The sequence below is a fragment of the Ruegeria sp. L12 genome (assembly GCF_056531745.1).
Window position 1 is genome coordinate 424,928 of the sequence record NZ_JBQFMH010000003.1, and the last position, 24,600, is coordinate 449,527.

Here is a 24,600-nt window from a genome sequence, read left to right on the forward strand (position 1 = left end):
GTCTATCGCAGGGTTGCTTTGACGAGTTCTGTCACATCCTGCGCGACGCTGTCCATGTCCCGGTTGCCATCGACGATCCGGAAACGATCTGAAAACTCCTGTGCCAGCGCCAGAAACCCGGCGCGCATTTTCTGTTGCAGATCAACGCCAAAATCCTCGAACCGTTCTTCCGCACCCTGACGCCCTTTGGCACGCGATAGGCCCGTATCAGGATCCATGTCGATCAGCAGCGTCAGGTCCGGTTCGCGCCCGATCATCAAGCTATGCAACTGGTCTACCATTCCGCGCAGATCGCCGCGCGACAGGCCTTGATACATGCGGGTGCTGTCGGCGAAACGATCGCAGATCACCACTTTGCCCGCAGCCAAAGCCGGTTCGATTGTGCGTTCAAGATGATCACGGCGGGCGGCGGTGAACAGCAGGATTTCAGTCTCGGCCGACCAGCGGTCCGGGTCACCCTGCAGAACCAGGCTGCGGATTTCCTCGGCCCCGGCCGAGCCGCCGGGCTCACGCGTCAAGACGACCTCGCGGCCTTCGCGGCGCAGGTGATCGGCCAGCAGGCGTGCCTGCGTGGACTTACCCGATCCGTCAATGCCTTCAAAGGTCAGGAACATCCCGCGCGGCGTCACATTTGCTCCAGCGGGATATTGACGACGTCTTTCAGAACGATGCCGCCAACGGTCATCATTCGTACAACGAACCCGCCCTGCGCGACGTCTCTGTCAGCCACCAGCGGGCGGCGGATTTCCGGCAGACCTTCGGGCTGGATCACCAGTTCGGCCAGTTGCTGACCCTTCGATACCGGCGCGTTGATCGGGCCGTCATAGACCACCTCGGCTTTGATGTCCTTGTCCCCCAGAACCGGGAACAGCAGGGTCAGGTCCTCTTCGGGCACCAGCCCCACAGACTTTTCCGCGCCCATCCAGAGCTTGGCCTGCGCTACCGGTTCGTCCGCCTTGGCAACTGTCCTCTCGACAAAATTTCGAAACGACCAGTTAACCACGGCCTCAGCCTCCTCTGCCCGCCTGCCGATGCTATCGAGTCCTGAAAGCACAAAGACAACCCGGCGGTCGCCCTGTTTGGCCGAGCCGACAAGACCATAACCGGCCTCTTGCGTGTGACCGGTTTTCAGCCCGTCTGCTCCAATCCCCAGATTCAGCAATGGGTTGCGGTTGCGCGAGTTCGAAGGCGCGCGGCCATCAAACTCGAACACTTCCTCGGCGAACAGGGGGTAGTATTCCGGGAAATCGGTGATCAGGCGATTTGCCAGAACCGCCAGATCATGCACGGACATCATATGCCCGGCAGCAGGCCAGCCGTTGGAATTGGCGAAGTTCGAGTTGTTCATGCCCATCTGCTGAGCGCGTTGGGTCATGAAGCGGGCGAATCCGGCCTCGGTCCCGTCGGGGCTGAGGGCTTCGGCGATCACCACGCAGGCGTCATTGCCCGACAGCACAATGATCCCGCGCAACAGATCTTCGACCCGCACGCGATCCTGCGTGTTCAGGAACATGGTCGAGCCGCCGTAGCTCATGGCGTGTTCCGAGACGGGCAGGGTTTCGTCCAGCGTCAGACGCCCATCGCGCAGGGCCTCGAACGCGACATAGAGCGTCATGAGTTTCGACATCGACGCTGGGGGCAGGGGCTGGTCTGCGTCTTTCGACAACAATACCGTGCCGGTTTTCTGGTCCATGACATAAGCTGCGCGTGCGGTGGTGTCGAAGGCGAACGCAGGCAGGGCCAGCACAGTCAGCCCAAGGGCCAGGCATGTGGATTTTAAGGCAGACAGCATCTTAGGTCTCCTGTTTTCAGTTCTTGGCCGCGAAGGCGTCGGTGAAGCCAAGGTCTTTGACATCATTCAGCAGTGCGCGGCGTTCGGCCCGGGTCGAGGCCGGACCGACCAGCACCCGCCAGACCGACTTGTCGTCGCTTTTCAGCTCGGCCACATCGGCGGACATGCCGTTGCGGCGGATCTTTTCGGCAGCGCTTTTGGCATTCGCTTCCACGCTGAACGTCCCGGCCTGGACAAAGGGTTTGGCCAGACCGCCCGTTGTTTCGGGACTTGCGGCGGCGGCTGCAGCGGCTGTGGTAGGCTCGCTGGCATCGATCGCTGCGGCGGCTCCGGCGATCGGGTTCAGCGGCGTTTCGGTGATGGCGTTGGGGTCTTTCTTTTGCCACCACTTGCGCTTGGCAGGCTTCTCTGCCGGCGGAGTGATCTCCGGATCGGACAGAGCGGCTGTCTGGCTGCCGGCCAGCGCGGCCTCGGTGCCGGTTTCGGCCAGAGGTGCGGTCGCTGCCTCAGCAGCCTGGGCACCAGCCTCTTCGGGGGTTTTCTTCTGCCACCATTTCCGTTTCGCGGGGGCTTCGCCGGTCGCAGCTTCGACGCTTGCCTCAGCGACGTCTGTAGCCGCGTCAGTGACTTCGGCGCTGGCTTCTGCGGCTTCATCCCCGGATGAAGCGACCGCTGCGCCAGCAGCCGCACCGGCAACTGCAGCAGCGCCGGCGGCGTTGGTCTCATCCGCAGGCTTCTTCTGCCACCATTTCCGCTTGGCGGGTTTTTCAGCGGCATCAGCCTGTGCCGTATCCGTGGCTGCCGCGTCTGCCTCTGGCGCATCTGCGTCCACCGGTTCTTCGGCAATCGGAGGCGGAGTAGGTTCGACCGCCTCGCGTCGCAACGCGACCACTTCGATCCGGGTCGGCGCACCGGCCAGCATGCCCAATTGCGATGCGGCGGACGATGATACCTGCAGCGCAGGTCCGGGCAGATTCCGCTCGCGACGGAACAGCGCTCCGGTGACGGTTTTGTTGTTCGAAGTGTTCTTGATCAACACCCGTTCGGGTTGCGAGACGTCAGGATGCGCCACCCAGATACCACCCAGCGACGGGCGCCCGTCCCAAAGCCCGGCCTCGGTTACCTGAAACACCTCGGGGGCTTCGACATCACGTTGATTTGATGCGTCTGCAGAGGGGAACAGTTCAAACCGGTTGGTATTGTCTGCGTTTTCGCGTTCGGCTTCTTCAGCCGGTGGGTCCTGCAATCCGAACCCTTCTTCGCAGCCTGTCAGGGCCACCATACTCACGGCCAGAAACGCCAGCCGTTGCGGCCCAAAGCGTGTGCCAGTCGCTCGCTTCATTGTCTCATCCCTTGCCTGACCAGGCCTTTTCGGCCGTGCCCCTACCGCGTGCGCGCTGGTTCTTGTTGCCAGTCTCGTGCGGTCTCATGCGCGGATCATAACGCGGGTGTCTGGCCATGGAAAGAGCGCTGCTTTCGCTTCGGCAATAATTCCCGCTTTATGTCTTGCCTCTGTGCGCAACTGGGCTTAGACCCGGCCTCACGCGGGGAGGTGGCAGAGTGGTCGAATGCGGCGGTCTTGAAAACCGTTGAACGTGAGAGCGTTCCCAGGGTTCGAATCCCTGTCTCCCCGCCACTCACCCGCTCGCGAAGTGCTTACGATGGATTTGCACAGCTTCTGCCCGGTTTCCCATGTAATATCAGACAACTGTCCGATATCTTACCTGCGGCGTTCAAAGCGGCGGGCGGCGACGTGGCGGCTTTGACGGATCAGGGCGGCAAGATCGCCGTGATTTAACTGCGCCTCGGCCACCGGATCGCGGGTGGAACTGACGATCGCTACCAGCAATTCGTCATCCCGCCTTGTCGGACTGGTGACGGCATGGGTCAGGTCAGCCGCGAATTCGACCGCGCGGGGAACACGGGCTTCGACCGGGGCGGTCAGATGCCGCCGCCCTACGCCGGATTCGGCCAGTTCCCAACCCGATGGCGGGTTGGTGGACGATCCGTTCAGCAGGGCGACCACCGCCTGTCGCCATGCCGCGTCGATGGGGATTGTGGTCAGGTCGGTTGGTGCATTCGCCAGACGTATCAGGGTCACTGAAACCTGATTGCCCGCCAGCACATTGGTGTCGCGGTGATGCACCATCACATAGGTCGGAAACGTTCCAGGCCTTCTGCGGATACGAACGAGACGGCTATTCTCGACCCGATCATAAAGTTGTGCCTCGTTGGGAAGGTTACCCGCACCCCAGGGCACGGCTGCCGGCGATCCGTGCACATAGACGTCCGGACTCATATCCAGCGTGAAGGTCCGGGGCGGGGTCGAGGTGCTCAGAGGGTCAACTGGCGCAGCCGCGAGAGGGACCTGCCGGGTGTCCAGATTGGTAGCCCGCAGATAGGTATTGCCGACCGAGGAGGGACTGTCCGAGATGTTCAGCTCCCATATCCCGCGGCTTTCGAGCGCGGCACGCAGCAGCCGCAGATTGCCTTCGCGGAATATTGCAAGATCCTGTACCACGGCCTGTGGCAGGCCGTTCAGTTCGCCGCTCCAGGTCCAGCTTGGGGTGCTGCCGGAAAAGCTGAGAACGCCGCGCCATACCCCGGTGCCGCCGCCGACAAAGACGATATTCGGATCGTCGGGATGCACGATGACCGCATATTGCGGCGCTTTGGTGCCGGACGTTCCAGTCACAGGGTCCAACCCCTGATTGCGCAGGCCGGTGGGGTGCCAGGTCTCCTCGCCATCGAACCACCACAGCGTATCCATCCGGTCCGCCTGACCAACCTCGCCAGCATCGGTCATTTTCGATTTCGAGGTGGTCGTCACATAGAAAGACCCGTGACTGCCCAGCGATTGATCATGGGGGAAGATATCGGTCCATAGGCCGATATAAGGCAGCTTCTCTGACGGTCCGGCCGGAACATCCTCATTCTTGCGGATGCGGTTCTTCATCTTCTTTTCGGTGAACCTGTGACGGGTCCATTCGTCCTCGCCCGCGTCATAGGAATACTGAAAGATGTTCCTGGTGGTCAGAACCAGCAGGCGGGCACCGTCAAAATCATTGGTCAGATCACCGCGGCGCGCCCAGCGGAGGGTGACGGCGACCTCATCGCCGCCGAACTTGTCCTGATTGTCGCGTTCTGATCCGGGGGTGCGGGCATCCTCACCTTTAGGCAGTGTGACCCAGACGTTATCCGCGTTCGCGGGGTTCCAGTCGGGTGAAAACCACACCCGATTTGTACCGATCGCGACGCGAGTTTCGTCGCCTTCGCCCGCAATCGTGGCGATCCCGCTATAAAATAGCGCAGCATCGCTTTCCTTGGTTTCACTTTCGGGCGGACTTGTGCCTGTGGGGACCGTGGTTCGAAACACAGGCCGGGTGAATCTCCCACGGTTCTCGCGCCAATGGGCTTCGATGTACTGACCCAGATAGTAGGCCGGATTGGTGCTGTGATAGGCCACCCCTCCGCCATCGCCCTTACGCCACAGCCGCCAGATCGAGCTGCCAATTCGCTCGATCCGGCCATTGTCCTGCGTTCCCGCAATCAACGCGCCGGGCTCTTGCGGGTGGCAGGCCAGAAATCCGGGTTCCGAGACCGCAAGTCCATAATTCAGCGATTCCATGCCTGAACCGCGATCAGCGAAGACACCGCCATCGCATCCGATCCAGACATCGACACCATCGGTCCGGATGACGTGGACATCGGCATGTGCCTTGTTGCCGATATAAGTCGGGTCGGTATCGGCGGACAGCGCCTTGGTGCTGTCAAAATCGGCGCTGTAATCGTCGGCGGCATGGGTGCCGCTGATGGTCAGCTTGTGCATGTTTGCGTTGGAAGTGGTCCCGCCTGTGACACTGATCGTTGAGCCTGCGACAAAAACAATATTCTCATTCGTCGGATCGACCGCGATCGAGTTGTTATAGTCCGATGAGTTCCCGTCCACTTTCAGCGTGTCACCATCCATCTTTGGTTTGCCGAACAGGCCCGGTGGAACATTATCGACCACCCGCGCAGGGCCGGTGCCTTCGATCCGCCACAGACGCGCCCGGTTATGCGCCCCGGTGCCCAGCACATAGACCACATCCTGATTTGAAGGTGCGATGGCAAGGCTGAGCCGCACCGCGCGCTGCACGCCGTCCAACTCGATTTTGGTGTAGTCGCTGTCTGGCCCGCCCTCGGTGACATAGACCGCAGTCTTTCCGGTTTCATGATGCGTGAGCGCGGCATAGATGCGTTTGGGTGTCGAGTTCGACCACACGACGTCCGACACATGCGGCCAGCTGTTCGGGTTGAAATCAAATGGCGCCCGCTCGATCCGGTCCCAGGGCGCATCGGGAACGAACGGACCGTCCCGGAAATACAGACCCGAGGAGGCTGCTGCGATCATGGTGTTCGGATCAGACGGATCAAGCGACAGGGGCGTTCCCGGGTCGTGGGTCAGGCGGTAGATCCCGGCGCCGCGCATGGCGGTTCCTTCTCGTATCCAGGGTATCGTTCCGGTGATGGACATCGCGTTGGACAGCGCGCCGTCAAGGCGCAGTATGCCGACGCCGCCGTAATCACTGTTATGTGTGCGACCTGTTGTGGCAGTTAACTCGCCGGTTGCAGCGTAGATGACGTCTTCGTCTGCGGTTGCCCCGAATTCCACATCCAGCGCGCCGATGGTCAGCGACTGCACGCGGCCACTGGTCCCAGATGTGGCGCTTGGGTTTACGCCCCAACTTCCCAGCGGGCCCCAGCTTTGACCTGCATCCAGTGTCACCCAGACGCCGCCATTGGCCGAGCCCGCATAGGCGCGGCTGCCACTGGGCGAGACCTTCAGATCGCGGATACGCCCGGCCACAATCGGGTTGCCGGTGGCCTGACCGTTCAGCATCCCGGTCGGTCCCAGCGGAATCCAGCGGTTTGCGTCTGTCAACGCGCCCAGAGCTTCCAGAGCGCGCAGATAGTCTTCGCGATGGCCGAAGAGTTCGTCAAACAGCCCTTCAGGCGCGTGGATGTCGTTGAAGGCGTTGAAGTCCAGACGCCGGGCGGCGAAATCTACGCCCGAGCGCCCACGGCCCGGCCATGCATAGCGCATCAGGTCTCCTCCTCTTGGCTGCCGGGGATCGGTGCGGTGGCGATGCGCACATAGCCCTCCTCAATCGCAGCGGGGACATCCGGCAGCAGTGCCGCCTGCGTTGCGGCCAGAATGGGATCGTCTTTCCACGAAAACGGCGTGTCGCGGCGGGTCCAGATCTGATCCTCTCCGAAACTGGCGATCTTGGGCAGACGCACCTTGTCGGGGTCGATTAGAACCGGCCCGATCCGGGCGGACGGAGCCATGCGCCCAAGCCCCGGATCAACCCAGTCGCGCGCGAGCTGCAGCGACTTTCTGGGCAGAATGCCCGAAGTCAGATGCACCTTGCCCGCCGGATGCATCAGGATTGTCAGGCGTATGACCTCGCCCAGATGAATGGGAAACTCATCCTCGCCGACAAGATAGGGGTGATCTATCGGATCGGGTTCGGGGATACGTGCCGCGCCGAGAGCCGCGAATTGCCCTTTGCGGCGTCCGCTTTCAAGCGCGCGGGTTTTGACAATCTTGTCGACAACATGGAAGCGCCGATAGTCGTCATTGATGAAGTAACCATAAACCCCGTCGTCGTCGCGCGTGAATTCACCAAGCCTTGCCCGAAACGCGCGATCTGCCAGATCGTCATAGACCGCCTTGCGGGCCTCTGCCGCACCAGGCGCTGAAAGGTCCAGCAGATCGAGGTCGTCAAAAATCTGCATCCGGATCGTTGCCCGGACCATTGCCATGGGCCGCCCGACGAGGCCCGCGATATGAGGTGTACCAAGCGAGGCGAACGTGTCGATGGACCAGAGCGTGGTATCGACGGCCCGCAGAAACGCGGACAACGCGGTTTCGCGTTTGTCACCCAGAGCGGTGCCGCCACGGCTGCGGGCGTCGGCCTCGATCATTGCGGCTGCGAAACGTCCCAGCGGTTCGGCAGCTGGGGTAAGATCATACAGCGGCCCCGCATCCGCCGGACCCTCGCGACCCGGAGCGATCTCCCATACGACGCCGCCTCCGATGGGCTCGTGCTGAAGCTGGCCCAATGGCGTGCCAGCGGCATCGAAGACTTCAAGCGCCTCATCGATAAGGTCAGGCAAAAGGAAGCCCGCGACCGGGTTGATCATAAGGTCGGGGCGTTCCTGATCGATCGTAGCCTCGCGGGGCAGTGCCGCGCCATCGGCCGGATCGGCCAGCCGGAAGGCAATGCGCGACGGACGGGTCAGTCGCGGTGGCAGTTCCAGCGCCGGACCGGGCGCAACAAGGGCTGCGGGATGCACGATCTGGCCGGGGTCGATATCCAGAATCCGCCCAAAGGCATCGACCAGCCGTGCCGCGGTGATCCGAACCCGCCCCGAAAACAGCAGTTGCGGCACATCAATCGGCGCAATCTTGGTTCCGGTCTCTTCCAACTGTCCGTCGGGCGCATCTGGCAGACCCAGCAGTGCCTCGTGAATGCCGCTGAGCGTGGCCGAGATCACATCCGCATTGATCAGATGTTTATAGACCGCCCGAACTTCTTTTTCGCCGTCTTCGTCCAGTTGACCTTCGTCATCCGCATCGCGCAATTCCTCGGCGGTCATCCAATTCGTCACCGTCGCCGTCAGGCTTTCCGATGCGCCGTTATTGATCGGGCTGCGGCCCGAAATGGTTCGGCTGGCATCCCCCGGGGGCGGCGTCGCGTCATAGTCCACCTGATCGAGCACCCAACCGGTCAACCTGTCGCTCAGATCAAGCTGAACTTCCCATTCCAGCCAGATCGGCGACCAGGGCTGCGCCCAGACCGTAACGCCAATGGGTGCGGCGTCCACGCCATCCAGCAGCGAATGCCGACGCAATTGATCGCCCAAGGCGGCCTCGATCGGGCCGGGCGTTGCAACCTCTCCAGCCTCGCTGCGCGCGGTGAAACCCGGAACCGTTCCGTCATATACCCCGTCCCGCGAAAACCGCAGCGCAACCTCGCCTTTCAGGCGGGCGGCCAGAACGCTTCGCGGGAACGGGCTGGTCGGGGCGGCCTGTTCCGCAAGCCAGGGTGTGGTGAACGGATCGGTGATCACTGCATTCTGAGCCAGCCGGACAACCTCGTCCGGGATCGCGCCATGCGGGAAGGGGCCCAGATGCTGGCGCCCGGAAATGCCGCCCGGAACAACAATCGGAATCTGGCTTGGCCAGCGGCAGGTCAGCGTTCCATCGGGCGAGGCTACGCCGTCCTCTTGATGGCGGCGCGAGCGTTTGGCGTCGCGGATCGCAACTACCGGCTCCAACGCCCGGAAATAGCGCGGTCCGGGGCGACGGACGTTGCGGACCTTGGGTTCGGCGCGCGGGCGGCCTTCGCGTTCGAAGTGATTTGACGCAAATCCAAGGTTCTCGGGCACAATGCCAACAACGCCTGGCTTGGTGGCAGACCATGTGAGTTCGGTTGCAAATGTGCGCTCGGTTTCCTCGCGCGCAGTGCTGCCTGCCCGGTTGCGGGCGGTACGGCCCGCGATCAGGTTCTCTGGCCCGCCGCGGTCAATGATTTTTTCAACCGAATAGTCGCGCCCGCGCTCGGCCTCGAAACGTGCGGCGTGTTCACGTTCTTCAATCTCGATCGCGCCGTTGCGTTCCCCGAGTTTTGCGACCTGATCATTGGCCAGTGCTGCGATCAATCGCTCGGTCTCGGCCCGGGCTTCGAGATCGCCGCCCTCCATCACCGATGCAATCAATGCGGCGATACTGTCTTCGACCTGAGGCCCAAGCGCGGTGCGCGGGCGTTGTGGATCGGGGCGCTGATCCGCCGGAACCGGGCCCGTGACGGGTACGCCGTGGACGACCCCGTGCAACAATGTCGCATAGATATGTTTGGGCTCAACGGCCACAAATCGCCCGCCTTCCGGCAGGAACACCTGAGCACCCTGCACGCCGGACAGCGCTGTTGAGTTTGTCAGTGACCCCGACGGCACCAGTGAGAACCGGCTGGCGTTTTCAAGGCCAAGCTCGGCAATGGCGGCCTGATAGACCGTGACCTGATCCGAGGCCGCCGTCTGACCGCTGGTGTCACTGTTGACCCGCCAGCCCAGATCTTCGGTCACATTTGCAAAGCCCGACGCGGTGCGCGCGGCGTCCAGCGGGTCTTCGGCCGGGCGGCTCCACCATCCGGCGACCAGATATGTGGCCGCATTGCCAAAGACGCCATTCGGTGCCGCGTCCTGGATATCGTCCAAAGGATCGTGGAAGGCAAAGCGGTTGAAGGTGGCATCATAGCTTGCGGTCCAGGCCAGACTGCCGCCGGCGCCTGCATTCAAATCCTGCCCCTTCAGCGTTTTTCCGGTTGGCGCGGCACCGTCGGGCGTTTCTTCCTTCCAGTCTTCCAGCGGGATCACGCGGGTCGTGTCTGCTTCGATCACCCAACCCCGGACGTCCATCCGTTCCTCACCCTCGGGCGCCAGAAGCCGAAGCACCAGCCAGCGGTTCGGCAAGGCGGACAGCCCCAGCCCGTCACCGTCGACATCCTGCATTTGCCCGTTCATCACCGCATCCGGCATTGCCCAATGCAGATGAATGCCGGAAGGGCGGGGCGCGCCTGGGTCAAGAGGGGCAGGGGTTTGCTCTGGTGGGTCGCCATCAGGGGTCGAGACCGCACCCGGCAGGCGCACGAAAGCTTCGGTCGAGCCTTCGCGGACATACAGCGCCTGAACGTCAATCGGAACGATCAAGCGCGGTTTGCGGATTATCTTGGGATCCCATGTCGCGAAATCACTGACCCCCAGCCCGGTCCGCGTGATCACCGACCAACGGGGTGAGGCGATGGCAAGGTTCAACTGATCGGGGTTAAGTTCAATCGGCATCGAACACCCTTTCAAAATCGGCGGCCATCGTGGTGACGGTCTTCGAAATCGTTGGCCGGAAGACGGCGGCGATATCGAAATCCACTGTTATCTGAGGGTCTCCGAATACCTGTCGGTAGGGAAAGCGGATCATCTGCAGCGCAAACTCTGCGCCATCCAATTCGGTCCCCATGCCGAGGCTGGCATCTTCCAGAAAGGCCCGGCCCGTATTGGCCAGATCCAGCACACCGGGGCTGCCGGGTCGAAATCGAACGGGCAGGCGTTTGGCGTCGGCCACGGTTTCAACTTCCAAACCGTTGTTGCCCACATAATTCGCCGTCTGCACGTTGCGCGCCGGGATCGAAGCCGAATAAGTATTCGCCGCCGTTTCCGTAAGCGTAACTCCGAATTGCAGGCCGCGCTTGGGTTCTTCGATGTGCACCACCTCGGGCAATCCGTCGAACAGCGCCAGCATGACTGCAGGCGCCAGCCGTTCGAGGCGCAAGAGCTTCAGTCGGTCGGGGTGGGACTCGGGCAGGATTTCCTGATCATTGCCGTCCGGCTCGCGCGCATAGGCCCGGACATGCAGGCCCGGCCATCCCGACACCGCCCGGGACCGCAGCAGAAATCCGGTCATCAACCCGGCGGGGCCAGCCTGCCTCTGTTCACCGCCGGGCAGGCGCACAAGCCGTTCCTCGCTGTCGATCTCGTCTTCGATTGCGCCATACAGACGGTCAAGCTGCGCCCTGTCGCCGGTATTGACCGTGCCGATGGACAACGCCCCTTGCGTCAACGCATCTGTCCACCCCCGATCCACATAGAAAAATCGAATTGATTCAATGGGTAAAAGCGCGCTATCGGCGACAATGTTCGAAAAGGGCACGCCTTCCAACAGCCGCAGCCGTGCCAGAAACTGCCGCACTTCCCGAGGCGTGATTTTCTCGTCATCGGTAAAATCATCGACATCCGTTCCGACCAAAACGCCTTCGATGGCGGCGACGGCCTGGTTCAAAACGGTCTCTGCGGTCAGCGTTGCCTTGACCATCACTCCACCTCTTTCCTGCGTGTTTCCGTTGCGCGCCGGATCGCAGTTTCCAGCGCGTCCTCGGCAGGTAGCGCAACCACCACCCGCGGGCGCGGGGCCAAATCGGGCCCACCGCCACCCTGCGCCAGAACACCGCGCAGCGCTTCATCCAGTCCGGCGTCCAGCACCTGCAGAACGGTGGGATCGACTGTGTCGGACGGTGCCGCACGGGCCACCGCGACCTGATCCAGCAGACCGGGATCGCGCAGCCGTTGCGCCTGCGCCAGAACCTGACGTTCAATGCCAAGACCATTGGCCAGATCGGTAAGGGGATTGGTCGCCAGATGTTCAATCGGACGACCCGGATCGGCAATCGGGCGGGCATCGCCAAAGTTTGCGGCCAGATCGGCGGCGGCCACGTTCAGATACCGCTTGCCGATTTCACGCGCGACGCCCTGGTTCAGTTTCAGATCAAGAGTTCCTGCGAACTGCCCGATCTGGCTGAGCTTGCCGTTCAGAAGACGCGCCCGTTCTGCGCCGAACTGTTCGCGCCGCCAACGCATCAGCGCGGCAACAAACGAGGGTTGTGACAGCGCCAGCAATCGCCCGATTTCAAACGCGATGGCCAGCGACAGGTCTTCGCGACCGTCCGGTATGGTCAGGCGCAATTGGTCCGATACATGCGCCAGAACCGGAAGGTCCGCTTCCTGATGTCGCCGGCGCGTGGCGAAAGGTACGAACGGACCGCGAAACCAGGCACGGCGATCTTCGCCTTCGCGGGTTTTGTGGGCCAATCCCACATGTCCGGTCCCTGTCACCTCGGGCGGGACACGCGGCTTGTCCGCCGGGGGTGGACCATCGCCAGCCTCGGGGGGCAGGCAGACAGGCCGGGGCGGTTTGGCATCGGGGCCCGGCAATGTGCCCAGCAGTCCCACATCGAGTTCCTGCATGATCGTATCCAGCGAGCCTGCGCCGTTGCAGGTAAAACTCCAATGCGCCAAGACCGGGAAACGATAGGTCTTTTCCTGCAACACGGCCTCGAAAGGTATGCGGAAGCCTGCTTTCATTGCGTCGCGTACGACAAAGGCCGCGTCGTCGGAATGGGCGGTTATCGCGGCGTCGGATATCCGTGCTGTCGTGGTTTCAGCTGACCACTCACCAGCCCGCGCCGAAGTCGTCGCTGTCGCACGGGTCGGATCAGCAGAGCGTGCGCGCGCCGTTCCATTGGTGACGGCGCGACCGTTGGGGCCAACGGGCGGCAAATCTCCGTCAAGCAGCCCCGGCGCGACCGTCATCTCGACCTCGGCCCCCATGAAACGCAGATCGGGGTCTGCGGGCAGGTCCTGCGCGATCAGCGCGGCGTCAAAGACAAACTCGGTCGCCAGAAACGTATTGATCGGCGGAGTGGGGGCGGGCAGGGCGTCAAGCTGGCCTTCGAGGTTCAAAAGGCACGCCATATACCGCACCGGTTTGCAGGCAACCCTGTCGAATTGCGGCAAGCGATTGGCCAGCACCACCGCCATGAAACCATCGTCGTCGCCCAGAGCGTTTTCCGTGTCCGCAAGGCTGACCTCGCGCACATGGGCTAGAAGCCTGAGGTCCTCGACTGTGGGAAAGACCTTGCGCACGACTGTTGCCGGTACCGCCAGATACAGACCTTTCAGCACATCCGATGGCCCGTTCATCGGCACGCCGGGGGTGACGCATTCGGCAATTGGCGTTTCGACCGAAATCTCGCCCTCACCTTCGGCAATAACAACAAGCGCCAGCCAGGGCGTGTTGCGATCTGCGGCTTCATCGGGGGCATGGGGAACATCGGGGTCGCCGGGGCGCAGTGGTCGGCGTTCCCACGGCATGGTCCGCCGCTTGATGACGATCTGCGGCAGGCGGCTTTCATACGCGCCTTCGGAATTGGCGGGTGGGAAGGTTGACAGAATCTGGTCAGGCGGCAGTTTGAACCGGGGCGAGGTGATCCGGACCCGGCTTGTTTGCGTTTCGACATTCAGGTTGGATGTATCGGGTGAATCCAGTTCATGCCGGGCCACCAGATCATAATCTCCGGCTTCAAGCGGTGGAACGAAACCGTCATAGAGTACAAATTTCCCAACCGCGACCATATCAGCAGTCCTTCTTCTTTTTAGGCTTCTTTGGTTTCGTCCATGAAATCTTCACCGGCTTTCCGCCCGTCGCCTGCGGTCGATCCAGCAGATCTTCGAGGCTGCGGGTCTCCAGTAGTGCGGCAAACCGATCAGCGTCTCCGCTTGCCAGCATCACTCCGGCAAGCCGCCCCGGCGCCTTGGATTCGACAGCGACGCTGACCGGCCCGCCATCGTCTGTCGCAGCAATCTGCAGGATCAGCGCCGTGCGTGCCCCCATGTTGACAACGACAGGTGCCGCACCCGTTTCCTTGGCGCCGGTCAGAGCCAGAGCAAAATCGCGGGCGGCGTCGGGGTCGACCGGGCCTTCCAGCAGCAGAACCAACAATGGCTGGAAGGCGTCAAAGCGAGTGGTGATCCGGCCTTGACGCGTTAGCTTGGCGGCCTTGATCCAACCCATTCCAGCCGCTTCGTTGCGGCGACCGATGCGCGCCCCGGCTGCGTGGACTGAACCGCCTGCAAACAGGGCTCGGCTCCAACCCACGAAGGCCAGTTCGCGTTCCGCCATCCAGCCCGTGACGCCGACCTTGGTGCCGCCATTCCCCAACGCTTCGACGATGATCCGAGAGGTTCGGCCCGGCAGGTTCACCCGTCCGCGTATCGGGGCATCGGTTTCCAGAACAGCGCCACCCAGCCCAATCGCCGTCACCCGCGCCGCTCCGCCCGAGGTGGCGATAGTTCCCGCTCCAAGTCGCGGGTCGGAACGACGCGCGGCAGGCATGTCGAACACCGCGATCTCGCCCGGGGTAAGCTGTGCGGTTTCCACCGTCGCCGCCCGTGCAGGCCCGGTTGCCACCTTTTCAAACGCCGCCAGCCGCGATGCCGCAGCGCCATCCTGCCCGAGCCCCCGGACGAAACTGGTATTTCCGCGCGCTGAATGTGTCACCGGAGCATGTGTTCCCGCGATCACGGTTCGTTGTCCGCGCGCGGCGGTGTCGATGCGTGTCAGGTGCGCCGGGATATTCGGCGACACCCGCGCCGTCATCGCAGCCATGCTTGGCGCGGCGACCCGTGGAATATCGGCGGCGCCCCTGACCGAGGTCATTCGCGCGGTGGCCTCGGCGCGAATTTCGGGGCTTAGTATGGCAACAGCACGCGGTGGTTTGACCGTGCGGTTCAGGGTTTTGGCAGGCGCTTCCCTCTGTACGCGCCCTCGCGTTACGGGTTCCGGCACCACGAGCCGTTCACCCAGCGAGCCGATGCGACCCGGTGCCACCCGGGCATTGGCACGACCGGCCAAAGCCGCCTTGCCCATGCCATTCTGTGCCAGAATGTTCTGTTCCAACTCGAATACGCGGTCGGACTCAAGATCGATTGGCACGGTCGCCACCAGACCGCCAATATCAGCCAGGAAGCCCGGACGAACTGTCGCCTCGGTGACAAACGGAAGCGGTTTGCGCGGCCCGGCTTCGACCTGATTGAAGGCGATCTCGGGCGGTAACCTTCCTATGCGCAAGGGTTTTACCGTCATGTGCGCGCCTTCAAGCGCGTCCAGCACCTCGCCTTTGGGCATGGACTTGTTGTCCATTTCCTGCGGCGGCCCCCATACGGCGACCGGGAACTTGCCGGTGTACCGGCCCAGAACGGTGATGCCGCTCTCATTGATCCGCTCTTGCCCTGTGTTCACGCGGATCAGGGACAGCGACAGTTCGGCCCCATCCAGCGAGGCATTGAGGGGCGGCAGGCCAAGCGGCAGCGTCTCAAAGTTTTGGGGGCTTGCATTTCCAACCACCAGCCGGTCGGCCGGAAGGGTGGTCGTTACCGTCATCTCAAATTCGCTAAGAACTTCAAAGGGATGGTCGGCGGACCCGTCTGCGGTTCCCTTCTCCTCACCCGGCGGAAGGGCACCGTTGCCTGCGATGGCTGAAAGCGCCCGCGCCGTACCCGGCTGCGCCTCTTCCAGGTATTTGACGACAAAATCGGTCCAGTTGATGTAATTCGGAGATGATTGCTCCTTGGCACCGAATTTTACCTTCAGCTTAACGGGGCCAACCTTGAAACGCGCCTCGCCGCGGAATTCCGGCCCTTCTACGTAGATGCTGGCACCCAGGCTGATCTTGATGGTAATCTTGCCGATCCAGACATCAATGGTGACACCGGCGGAAATCCTGGCATAGGCCTCGGCCTCATAGCGGAAGGGATCGAAATAAATGATGACATCACAGCCATAGGCGACATAAGCCCAGGCGGGCCCCAGTTCAGCCGACGCTTCCAGACCGCCACCCGCCATGATCGCCTCGGAGGTCAGCGCAAAGTAATTGCCGCCCTTGATGACGATGTTGCTGGTCGGCTGCCAGTGGAAGCCAAGGCGCGGCACAACCGGATAACCATCTCGGTGGAATTTGGGGTGATAACCACCGAAGGTCAGGACAAACTCGCCCTTTTTCGGGCCACCGAACCAGGAGACATAGGCAAAACCACCGGTCAGGCGCACGCTTTCATGAAGCAGCCAGGAATTGTCTGTCAGTTGCGCCTGAATCCAGATGACGCCTTCTTCGGTCGAGAACCGCGCAACCAGCGCGATTTCGATCGAGACCAGCCGGAACTGCGGACGCGGCAGCGCCATCCGCGCAAGGCCAAAAATATTCAGCTCGAACCCGTTGCCGAACTCGACGGCTACAACCGCCACACCGTCTACAATCATGAAGCTTGTAAAACTGATCCCCGCAGCGAACCAGAAGGTGCCTTTCCGAGGCGGGAAAGTGGCGCGGACGCTGTCCATTTCGGCCATCGGGTCTGACGGCGCCGAGGCGCTTGGATCAAGCGCCCGGATCATGACGAACTCATCGAATTTCGAAAGATCGTCGGGAACAATGATCTCACGGTTTATGCCAAAACCACCACCAATGCCGGTCAGGAAAAAGGCAGGTGGTCCGCCGATGGGGCCAACAACGGCTCCGTAGGCAAAGAAGGCGGTATAGCGCCCTTCATCGCTTTCCTGAATGGAAGCGTAGCCGCCGTAGATTGACAGGCCATAGGCCGCGAACCGCGCCAGCAGCATGCCGACATATTCGACATTTTCAGGTACGCCGGGATCCGAGTATTTTCTGAGGCCCCCCGCAAGCTGCACGCCCGAAAGATCGGCGCTGACCGCCAGCCCGGCCAGATCGATATTCCAACTGCCGGGATCATAAATCGGCCCGGCATCAAGCGAATAGGTCAATTGCAGGTCATCCACAGCGGCGGTCAGCCCGGCGATAGATATATTGCCGTCGAACAACAGCGAGATTTTCTCAAGCTCTTCCCCGGTCTGGGTGACACCCAGCCCGACCTGATCGACGTAAAGCGGGCCGAAACCTTTCTTGATCGACAACCACCACGGACCGTCGCCTTCGCCAGCCGACAGCCGGACCAACACCGGGTCTGATCCGTGTTTCTGGATGGCCAGTGCCGGGCTGAACATCGGTGCCAGCGCCTGCCCGCTGTCCGAGCTTTCGTCCATGATCCCCTGCGCCACAGGGTTGCCACCGGTCCCGCCGGATACACCTACCGCAAGGTCCGAAAGCTGAACCTGAACGCCGCCCGCTGAAGGGCCGTTGCCGATACGGCCAAACAGATGCAGCGCGATTGAGCCGAGCGAGAGTCCGAAATCCACCAGCGGCCCGCCGTCTTTGCCGATCCTCACCCCCAACCCGTTGGCGGCAATTGACGGCGCAAAACCAAGGCTTGGGCTGGTTTCGACCAGTCCGATGACGATGCCCGCAGGCGGGGTGTCCTTGATCCAGCGATTGTCATTCTCGATTGAGACAACCACGTCGCCAGAGGTCAGCGGCAGTCGCGAGGTGAGGCCGACATTGACGCCAATCGCATTGCCATCGCGCGCCAATCCGACCGTCAGGATGCTGTCGATTGTCACCGACGGGCCCGCATCGGCAAAGTTCTCGATCAACCGGATCATCCGGGCAACAAAATTGTCCCGGATTTCGGCCGGGTCCTGACCCGGCGTCGGGATAAGCTGGAACAGCGCCAGGTCAAGCTGGCTGGTATCGCCATCCAGAAGGACAACCCCTTCAAGAACATCTTCGACATCGCTGTTGCCCGTGCCCGGGATCGGTGTTTGCAGAAGGTCCTGCACGGGCTGGGTTTGGCGCAGGAAGTCGATCACCAACCCTAACGTCAGGGTCAGCAGTCCCGAGGCAACGTGGGCAGGTTCCGAAAGCGGCCCCGTGCCGTCATCGAACACGACCTCGACGCCTATCGGATCAAGCAGCGTGCGCAGCGTCACCACCTGCACGCCGTCCGCCGCAATCGCAAGACCGAGGCCGACAGATGGAACGCCAATACTGTTTCCGACTTCGAAAGAAACAACAGGGAAGAGGTTCGCGCCTCCGGCGTCGATTACGGCGGGTCCGATGCTGCCGGACAGTTCATCAAGCCCGTCGACGTCGAAGGCCATTGTTGTAGTCACGGCCTCGACAAACGGCAGGCCTGTATCCGTGTACTCAATGGCAAATCTGAATGGCCCGGTCTCAAGCGACAGCGTGACGGGTCCTGCGGTGATGTCCAGTCCGGTCGCGCTGGATGCGGCGGATACACCCGCGGGCAAGGCCGGGTTCAATGCAGAAGCCAGCGCATTCAGCGCGCCTGCAGCCATCGCGGGCCAGCGCGCGGCAAGTTCGGCCTCCGGGTCGTTCGCCCACGCAGATAGTCTTGCGCCGGTGAAGGCCAAGGGTGCCCCTTCGCGCAGCACCAGTGCATCGCCAACCGCTGCCGTCACATTCCCTGCCGTGCCACCCGCGTCGACCAGAGCGTTCAGAGCCAGAGGCAGCGCGGTTTCCACTGCCGTGCTGACCAGCGAGGCCAGCCCAGGCGTGTTCGGATAAAGCGGAAGATCGGTGCCGCTGGCATTCCTCAGAAACAGGCTGACATCGGGGTTCACTTCCAGATGCACCGCGCTGCGCCCGGATATCGCGCTGGGCAATCCGGCAAAGACTGCAATGCTGGGTGCCACAGGTCCGGTTCCACTGATGAGCAGGCCGACCCGTCCTCCGAACGCCAGTTGTTCGGGGGCCCCGCCAATGGCATTGCCATCCAGCGCCAGCCCCAGATCAAGCGTTCCGCCCGCGCCTGCCACTTCAATGGCGACGCCATTGGCGACATCCCAACGCCCGGGCGCGCCCGGTAGGCCAAGGAATGGTCGGAGCGCATCAAAGGCCGCCACCACGCGGCCAGCGTCGTAGCCACCCGCCAACCCGAACACCGCCTCGCTCTTGAGCCACGCCACCGGATCGCGGAGAAGTCCGATCGGGGCGAGCATGGCCCGGTCACCCTCCGGGTCGGGCGCCGCCAATAGGCCCAGAAGATCAAGCACGCCGTCGATGACAGCCTTCGCGCCGTCATCCTCGTCACGCATGTACTCAATGCCGAATTTGACCGCGCTGGCGATGGCCAGCGGCGCGCCTTCACGCGCGATGTCCGCACCGTCCGCGTTCGGCCAGATTGGCAGGTTCAGAGGTGATGCGCCGGGTGGTGTCCAATCCAGCCGGATTTCCAGCGGAACCAGTGAAGCCGTCAGCGCGCCGGATGCGACCGATCCAATGCTCAGGTTCGCTGTGACGTCTCCGGTGCTGGCAGCACTCGCGGAAAGGCTCCATTCCGGTAGCCCGAGTGCCGGGCTGGCCCCGGCCAGAGAGAAGCTGAGGGAACGTGACGCAATGTCGATGGTCAACCCGGGAATCTCAGCGAAAACCACGTCGATGGCATCCTGAAGGTCCAGAACCCGTGTGGCGCTTTGAAGTGCATCGCGCATCTGCGCGTCGGGCTCGTGCAGCATGCGGTCCAGCGCCGTTGCAACCAGCCCGTCAAGGTCATCAATCACGCCGGCAGCGCGCAGCAGATCGCCAAGCGCGCCCATCTCGGGGCTGGGATCGGCCAGAATCTCGGTGATCACGGATGACAGCAGGACCCGCACTTCGGGCAGTGCGGTTGTAACGATGCCCTCGGCGGCGGCGGCTCCGGCTTCGCGCAGAACCCAGACATCCCGGGCCAGACCGAAGATGCTTGCATCATGCAACCGGATTTCGGCCTCGACCGGGCCGGATGCGCCCAGCGGCACGGCGATATCGACCGCGATCCAGCGCAGCTCTTGCGCAGCGCCCACGCCTGATCCCGGTCCGCCCAGCAGCCAGCCTCCGTCGCGGCGGATTTCCAGGTGCAGTCGAATGCTGGGTTCTTCGGTCAACGAGGGCAGGGGATCGAGCGCAATGGCGCCCAGTTCTACGGCCACATGCCCGGATACGGTCAACCCACCGCTGCCGGGTTCGATTGGCAGCAACAGACCCAGCCCTGCGCCGGTAACCTCGGCCTCGGCTTCGAATGCGGCTTGTGTTCCCGCCCGCTCACTGAGCCCGGCCGCCGCCGCCGCCGTAAGCCCGGCCTCTATCGCCTCACGGTCAAAAACACCGTAAGCGCAATGCATCGCCAAACCTGCGCCCGCTGCGCCGGGCAGATTGCTGGGGGGACTCAATTCGGCGGACGGATCGGCAAATCGCGAAAGTCCGGCCAGTGCGCTCAGGGCGGCCCGGGCAAAGCCAAGCGCATCGTCGTCGGGCACGGCTGGATCTTCGGCGGGTAGCAGTCCGAGAAAGGTTCTCAGCGCGTTGGCGCCGGGGTTGAGGTCGAATATCGAAAATGCCACCGGGGTCAGCGGCATGCCCAGCGTCAACAGTTGGTTGATCGATCCTGTGCCGACGCCTTCAGCCGCCAGCCACGCCGCATGAGCGCTTGCCGCGTCCGCGACGACCGCCACATCGCCCCCGGCGGTCGAAAACGCCTGAAAAACCCGCTGAAGCCGTGCGGACTGCCCGGCGCTGCCATCCGGGTCGCCGGACAAAAGCGCCACGTCAGCGCGCGGACCCAGCGCGATAAACCACTCGCCAGGTGCGGCAGTTGGTGCTTCGAACGTCTCGGGTGCGCGGCCTGCCGGGCGCAGATCGATGCGCCGCGCGTCCGGGGCTGAATCGAACGGGAACGCGTCGGCTTCGGGTGCAACGGCGACATGAAGGATGGTGCCGGGCAGCGCTCCGAAAAGCTCATCAAGATCCAGGGCGTCGCGCAGGCTTGACCCGGTAGCGTTTGGTATCTCGTGCCGCGTCGCCCCTGTCGGCAATGTCTCAGGCGGCGCGATCAGGCCATCGGTGCCGATCAGACGCGCCTGCAATGCGTCGATCCCCGCCGAAAGCGTATCAATTTGCGCGCGCGCCTCTCTCAATCCTTCGCGCGCGCCCAGCTCGACCAGGATATCTGACGCGAGCGTCGCGGAATCCAGTGGCGCTTCGCCGGGTCGCCAGAGGCGCAGCGCCTCGGACATGACCAGCCCATCGCCGGGGGCGGCGCGTCCTGGCATCTTCCACAAGGCCATGGCCGGACCGCCCAGTTCCGGCGCCAGACTCAGCCGGTACGGGTTGTCCGGCGCACCCAGCCCCGCCAGCACCCCGAAACGGTCGCGATTACCGGAAAGCACCCGTGCAAGGGGTTCCAGAACGCGGCGCAGCGAACCACTCTGGTCGCTGATCAGCCGTCCAAGCCATGCACGCATCGCCACGTTGGGATCGGCGATCAGGTCCGACAGGGGCAGGCGGTTGATGGCCGTATTCTCGGCTAAGACGGTCGCGCGGCGCCAGCCAATGGCGGTCAGGATGTCCACCACCCATGGCGCGGCAACCGCGTTGCCCAGATGCCCGATCAGCTCTTCGAGGGCGTCCCACTGTGCCGGAAGCAGTGCGTCGAAGCCCTGATCCAGATCGGGAGTGGCAATCGGTATCTCGATCTGATTGACCACAAGCGCCGGGTTGGGTGCGGCGAAGCGTGCCGTTAATCCGTCGGTCGCGCTCCAACCAAATCGGGCGCTGACGCGGTCGGCGGCAATGGCCAATGGGTCATCGCCCAGAGCCGTGCGGCGCGTGCCGCGGCCGCGGGCGTCGATGTTCAGGGACACTTCGGCGGCAAAGGCCGCGTCAACGGCAGAAAGGTCTGCGCGCAGGATCAGGATATCAACGCTGGTATCCAGGACGGTACAGCGCTCGCCCAGTTCGGATTGGGTGGCGGTGAACCCGACAGCGATTTCAATGACGCCCGGATCTGGCTGCCGCACCAGCAAGCCAACCGGTCCTGCAACGCCAATTCGCCACGGGTCTGCAACTGTTCCGGAACCGGTCACCGGGTCGCCAGCCTGCGATGCTTCGGCCAGAAGCCCGCGCAAAGCCCCGAGTACGTCAGGAACATCTGCGGTGTGGCTGTTCAGCACGGTCAGCCAGTGCGCCCGAACCGCTGCCAGCGGATCGGCCAGGAAGGCTGACAGATCGAGGGTCGGTAATCCGGGTGCCCCTGCGGGTGGCGAAATACCCAGCAGCACCGAAATAGCGTCGCCCGGAGGCCCGAGTTGCCCCAGAAGATCCGCAATCACATCTCCGATCAGCGTCGTGCCAACCTCGGCGATGGCATCGGGGGTCGAAAGGTCCAGAACCTCATATGAATTGCCCGAGATCACCACCTGATCGAGCGCCAGAACCGCAATCGGCTTGCGCGACGGACCCAAGGCGATGCCGGCCCTCAGGGCCTCGATTCCGGGATCACCGGCGAGGATCGGCGCGCCCGCGCTTCCCAGCCGCAATTGCGCGGACAGGGCGGGAACTGCGACTGAGTCTCCGGTGCCGAGGTCGAGCTTCAACAAATCCGCCACTACTTCGACCCGGGTCGATCCCTGTGAAATTCCGAAGGATATAGATGGCGTCACGATGGGCCGACCGGTCGGCCCGGTGACGGCAGCAATCTCCAGATCGACGCTGATCCCGCCGCCAAGATCGATGGACAGCGTATCGCCGGACAGGCTTGCCGCGCCACCAATCAGGTCCGAGGCCGCGCTCATCCATGCCGTCTTTGCTGCGGCGCTGCCCATCAGGGCGGCAAACCAATCGGCAAGGACAGCCGGGCCTTGATTGACAAGGCCCTCGATGGGCAAGGGCGGTACGGACCCGGCAAGGCCCAGAAGTTCGGCAAGCGCGGTAATCTCCGGGGTCGCTCCGCCATCCGCCATCGCCTGGATGATGCCCAGGATCAGTTCCAGCGCAGCCTCGTCGAGCGCATCGAGGTCAGAGACGGAAAGCGCAAAATCACGAGGCGCCGCGAAGCCCGGCAGGAACAGACCGCCAAGCGTCAGCGCCACCGCGGGGTCGCCATCACCGGCCGCCGTGGGGGCCGTGAAGGCCAGACCAATCGCCCTGAGACCAGCCTGTCCGCTGGGCGGGTCGGGATCGACGACGATTTCACTTGCCAGGATCAGCTTGCCGCCCGGATGGCCAATCAACACCGGATCGGGCACAGAGTGCCCGTCTTTTGCGGCCCGGAACAGAGGCACAAAGAACGATGTGGCCGTATCGGGGTTGGTTGTCTTCAAGCGGACGCCGAGACCGATGTGCACCTCGGATTCCGGTTCATCATCGATTACGAAGAAGAACGTCGCGACGCCGTCGTCGCTGGCCACGACCGGCAGCCATTGATGGCCTTCGGCGTCGATTTCGGTTTCGCCTTCAAGCAGACGATCCAGCACTGCCAATAGCGCATCGCGCTGTGTGTCGTTGGCCAGCATTCTGCGCAGGTAGCTGACAGGGTCAGCCAGCCAGTCGTCATTCAGCGCGCCGTTTTCCCCTGCCAGTCCAAGCGCTTTCAGGACGTCTTCAAGATCTCCGAAATCGGCGGCGTCAAGGCTCATCGGGCTCTCCGATCAAATCCGTGCCGCGCCATGGTGCCGATGGTCAGACCTTCGGCCTGCGCGGCCAGGTTGAACGCGATCAGCCCTTGTCGGTCGGCGTCCTGACCGGCGCGATTTGCCAGCGCTTCCGCCAAGGTCAGAACAGCACCCCATGCGAACGCGGTCAGGGCATCGGCCCAAAGTTCGACAATTGCCTCGGGCCCAATCGGGCGCATCGGTGCGGTGGCCATCAGCCCGGCCGGGCGTTTTTCGGTTCCAACAGCGAAGGGCACCGTGATCACCGTATCATCGGTCTGATCTGTCCTTACGGGGATTGTGACCAGTACCCGGCCAGCTTCAGTTTTCAGCTCCACGCGGCTGACAAAGACCAGCATTTCGCTGTCGCCGAGCACCCAAACCGTTTGATCGTCGCCCGCAAGCTTGACCGCCGCGCCACGAAAAAGCGTTACTGCCGTTTTCGGTGCAAGGTCGATCCTGGGTCCGACTCCACCCGCCTGAACCGGTTCTTCGGGGACCAGATGGGGACAGAGTTTCCTGAGCTGCCGGAACAGTCGTTCGCAGATTTCATCGATGCCTTTTCCCGGATTGGGATCAAGCACCCGGTCAATCGCATCGCGCATCGCGCCGTTGTTGATCAGACGTTCAATCTCGGACGGTTCGGGATCGGGGCGGGGCGCAAATGTAGGACGCTTTCGCGGGCGCGTGGCACCGCGGGCTTTCTGACGAGGATATCGGGGCTTTTTGCCCATGAACGCTCCCCCAGCTGACCGGCATATGCAGCAAGCATCAGTTTGGTTGCGTCAATTGGTGCGTCGTGTCAGTCGCCGTTGTTTGCCCGCATCAGGCGATCAGAGACAAAGCCCAGAGCCGCCCACAAAACAACGAAGCCCAGAAGCTCCAGGCTGAAACTGCCCCATTTGAAAAAAATTTGCGCGATTGTAAGCGCAATCAGAAATGGAACAAATTCCACACGCAAAGCGCGTGCCAGACCGATTTTAGCGATTAGCGTGTACATTGCCCACCAATTCACGGATTTAAATCGATTAATGGG

General features: G+C 62.8%; 9 protein-coding genes and 1 tRNA gene. 1 reads left to right on the top strand and 9 read right to left on the bottom strand.

Annotated features, from left to right (window positions below):
- Positions 1-2 precede the first annotated feature (2 nt).
- From tmk to ACR0K9_RS07560, 3 genes are read right to left on the bottom strand one after another with little or no spacing between them, the layout of a single operon-like run.
- The gene (gene tmk, locus ACR0K9_RS07550) at positions 3-614 is read right to left on the bottom strand and encodes a dTMP kinase (protein ID WP_480822085.1); all 612 of its coding nucleotides are present in this window, start codon (positions 612-614) and stop codon (positions 3-5) included.
- Positions 615-625: 11 nt separating this feature from the next.
- Positions 626-1,792, bottom strand: coding sequence for a D-alanyl-D-alanine carboxypeptidase family protein (locus tag ACR0K9_RS07555; protein ID WP_480822001.1), 1,167 nt, complete (start codon positions 1,790-1,792; stop codon positions 626-628).
- 16 nt (positions 1,793-1,808) lie between these two features.
- Positions 1,809-3,134, bottom strand: a complete 1,326-nt coding sequence (locus ACR0K9_RS07560) for an SPOR domain-containing protein (RefSeq protein WP_480822003.1) — start codon at positions 3,132-3,134, stop codon at positions 1,809-1,811.
- 204 nt (positions 3,135-3,338) lie between these two features.
- On the opposite strand from ACR0K9_RS07560, the gene ACR0K9_RS07565 reads away from it, so the two are divergent.
- Positions 3,339-3,428, top strand: a tRNA-Ser gene (locus ACR0K9_RS07565).
- An 84-nt stretch (positions 3,429-3,512) separates the two neighbouring features.
- Here the strand turns inward: ACR0K9_RS07565 and ACR0K9_RS07570 are convergent.
- The 6 genes from ACR0K9_RS07570 to ACR0K9_RS07595 are packed head-to-tail and all read right to left on the bottom strand — an operon-like array spanning position 3,513 to position 24,298.
- A complete protein-coding gene (locus ACR0K9_RS07570) occupies positions 3,513-6,878 on the bottom strand; it encodes a hypothetical protein (RefSeq protein WP_480822005.1) in 3,366 nt (1,121 codons plus the stop codon).
- A complete protein-coding gene (locus ACR0K9_RS07575) occupies positions 6,878-10,681 on the bottom strand; it encodes a hypothetical protein (protein ID WP_480822007.1) in 3,804 nt (1,267 codons plus the stop codon). Before ACR0K9_RS07575 ends, ACR0K9_RS07570 begins: the two co-directional genes overlap by 1 nt.
- Complete coding sequence (locus ACR0K9_RS07580; RefSeq protein ID WP_480529830.1) at positions 10,671-11,705, bottom strand: hypothetical protein; 1,035 nt, start codon at positions 11,703-11,705, stop codon at positions 10,671-10,673. The genes ACR0K9_RS07575 and ACR0K9_RS07580 overlap by 11 nt, the downstream gene beginning before the upstream one ends.
- Positions 11,705-13,801 (bottom strand): hypothetical protein, encoded by a 2,097-nt coding sequence (locus tag ACR0K9_RS07585; RefSeq protein ID WP_480822009.1) that lies wholly within the window; start codon positions 13,799-13,801, stop codon positions 11,705-11,707. The genes ACR0K9_RS07580 and ACR0K9_RS07585 overlap by 1 nt, the downstream gene beginning before the upstream one ends.
- A gap of 1 nt (position 13,802) precedes the next feature.
- Positions 13,803-23,549 carry a DUF6603 domain-containing protein gene (locus tag ACR0K9_RS07590; RefSeq protein WP_480822011.1) on the bottom strand — a complete coding sequence of 3,249 codons (9,747 nt, stop codon included), beginning with the start codon at positions 23,547-23,549 and terminating at the stop codon, positions 13,803-13,805.
- The gene (locus tag ACR0K9_RS07595; RefSeq protein ID WP_480822013.1) at positions 23,546-24,298 is read right to left on the bottom strand and encodes a hypothetical protein; all 753 of its coding nucleotides are present in this window, start codon (positions 24,296-24,298) and stop codon (positions 23,546-23,548) included. The genes ACR0K9_RS07590 and ACR0K9_RS07595 overlap by 4 nt, the downstream gene beginning before the upstream one ends.
- Positions 24,299-24,600 lie beyond the last annotated feature (302 nt).

Bases quoted from the DNA above. Each gene is read 5' to 3' on its own strand.
- tmk (WP_480822085.1), bottom strand. From the start codon at position 614: ATGTTCCTGACCTTTGAAGGCATTGACGGATCGGGTAAGTCCACGCAG.
- ACR0K9_RS07555 (WP_480822001.1), bottom strand. From the start codon at position 1,792: ATGCTGTCTGCCTTAAAATCCACATGCCTGGCCCTTGGGCTGACTGTG.
- ACR0K9_RS07560 (WP_480822003.1), bottom strand. From the start codon at position 3,134: ATGAAGCGAGCGACTGGCACACGCTTTGGGCCGCAACGGCTGGCGTTT.
- ACR0K9_RS07570 (WP_480822005.1), bottom strand. From the start codon at position 6,878: ATGCGCTATGCATGGCCGGGCCGTGGGCGCTCGGGCGTAGATTTCGCC.
- ACR0K9_RS07575 (WP_480822007.1), bottom strand. From the start codon at position 10,681: ATGCCGATTGAACTTAACCCCGATCAGTTGAACCTTGCCATCGCCTCA.
- ACR0K9_RS07580 (WP_480529830.1), bottom strand. From the start codon at position 11,705: ATGGTCAAGGCAACGCTGACCGCAGAGACCGTTTTGAACCAGGCCGTC.
- ACR0K9_RS07585 (WP_480822009.1), bottom strand. From the start codon at position 13,801: ATGGTCGCGGTTGGGAAATTTGTACTCTATGACGGTTTCGTTCCACCG.
- ACR0K9_RS07590 (WP_480822011.1), bottom strand. From the start codon at position 23,549: ATGAGCCTTGACGCCGCCGATTTCGGAGATCTTGAAGACGTCCTGAAA.
- ACR0K9_RS07595 (WP_480822013.1), bottom strand. From the start codon at position 24,298: ATGGGCAAAAAGCCCCGATATCCTCGTCAGAAAGCCCGCGGTGCCACG.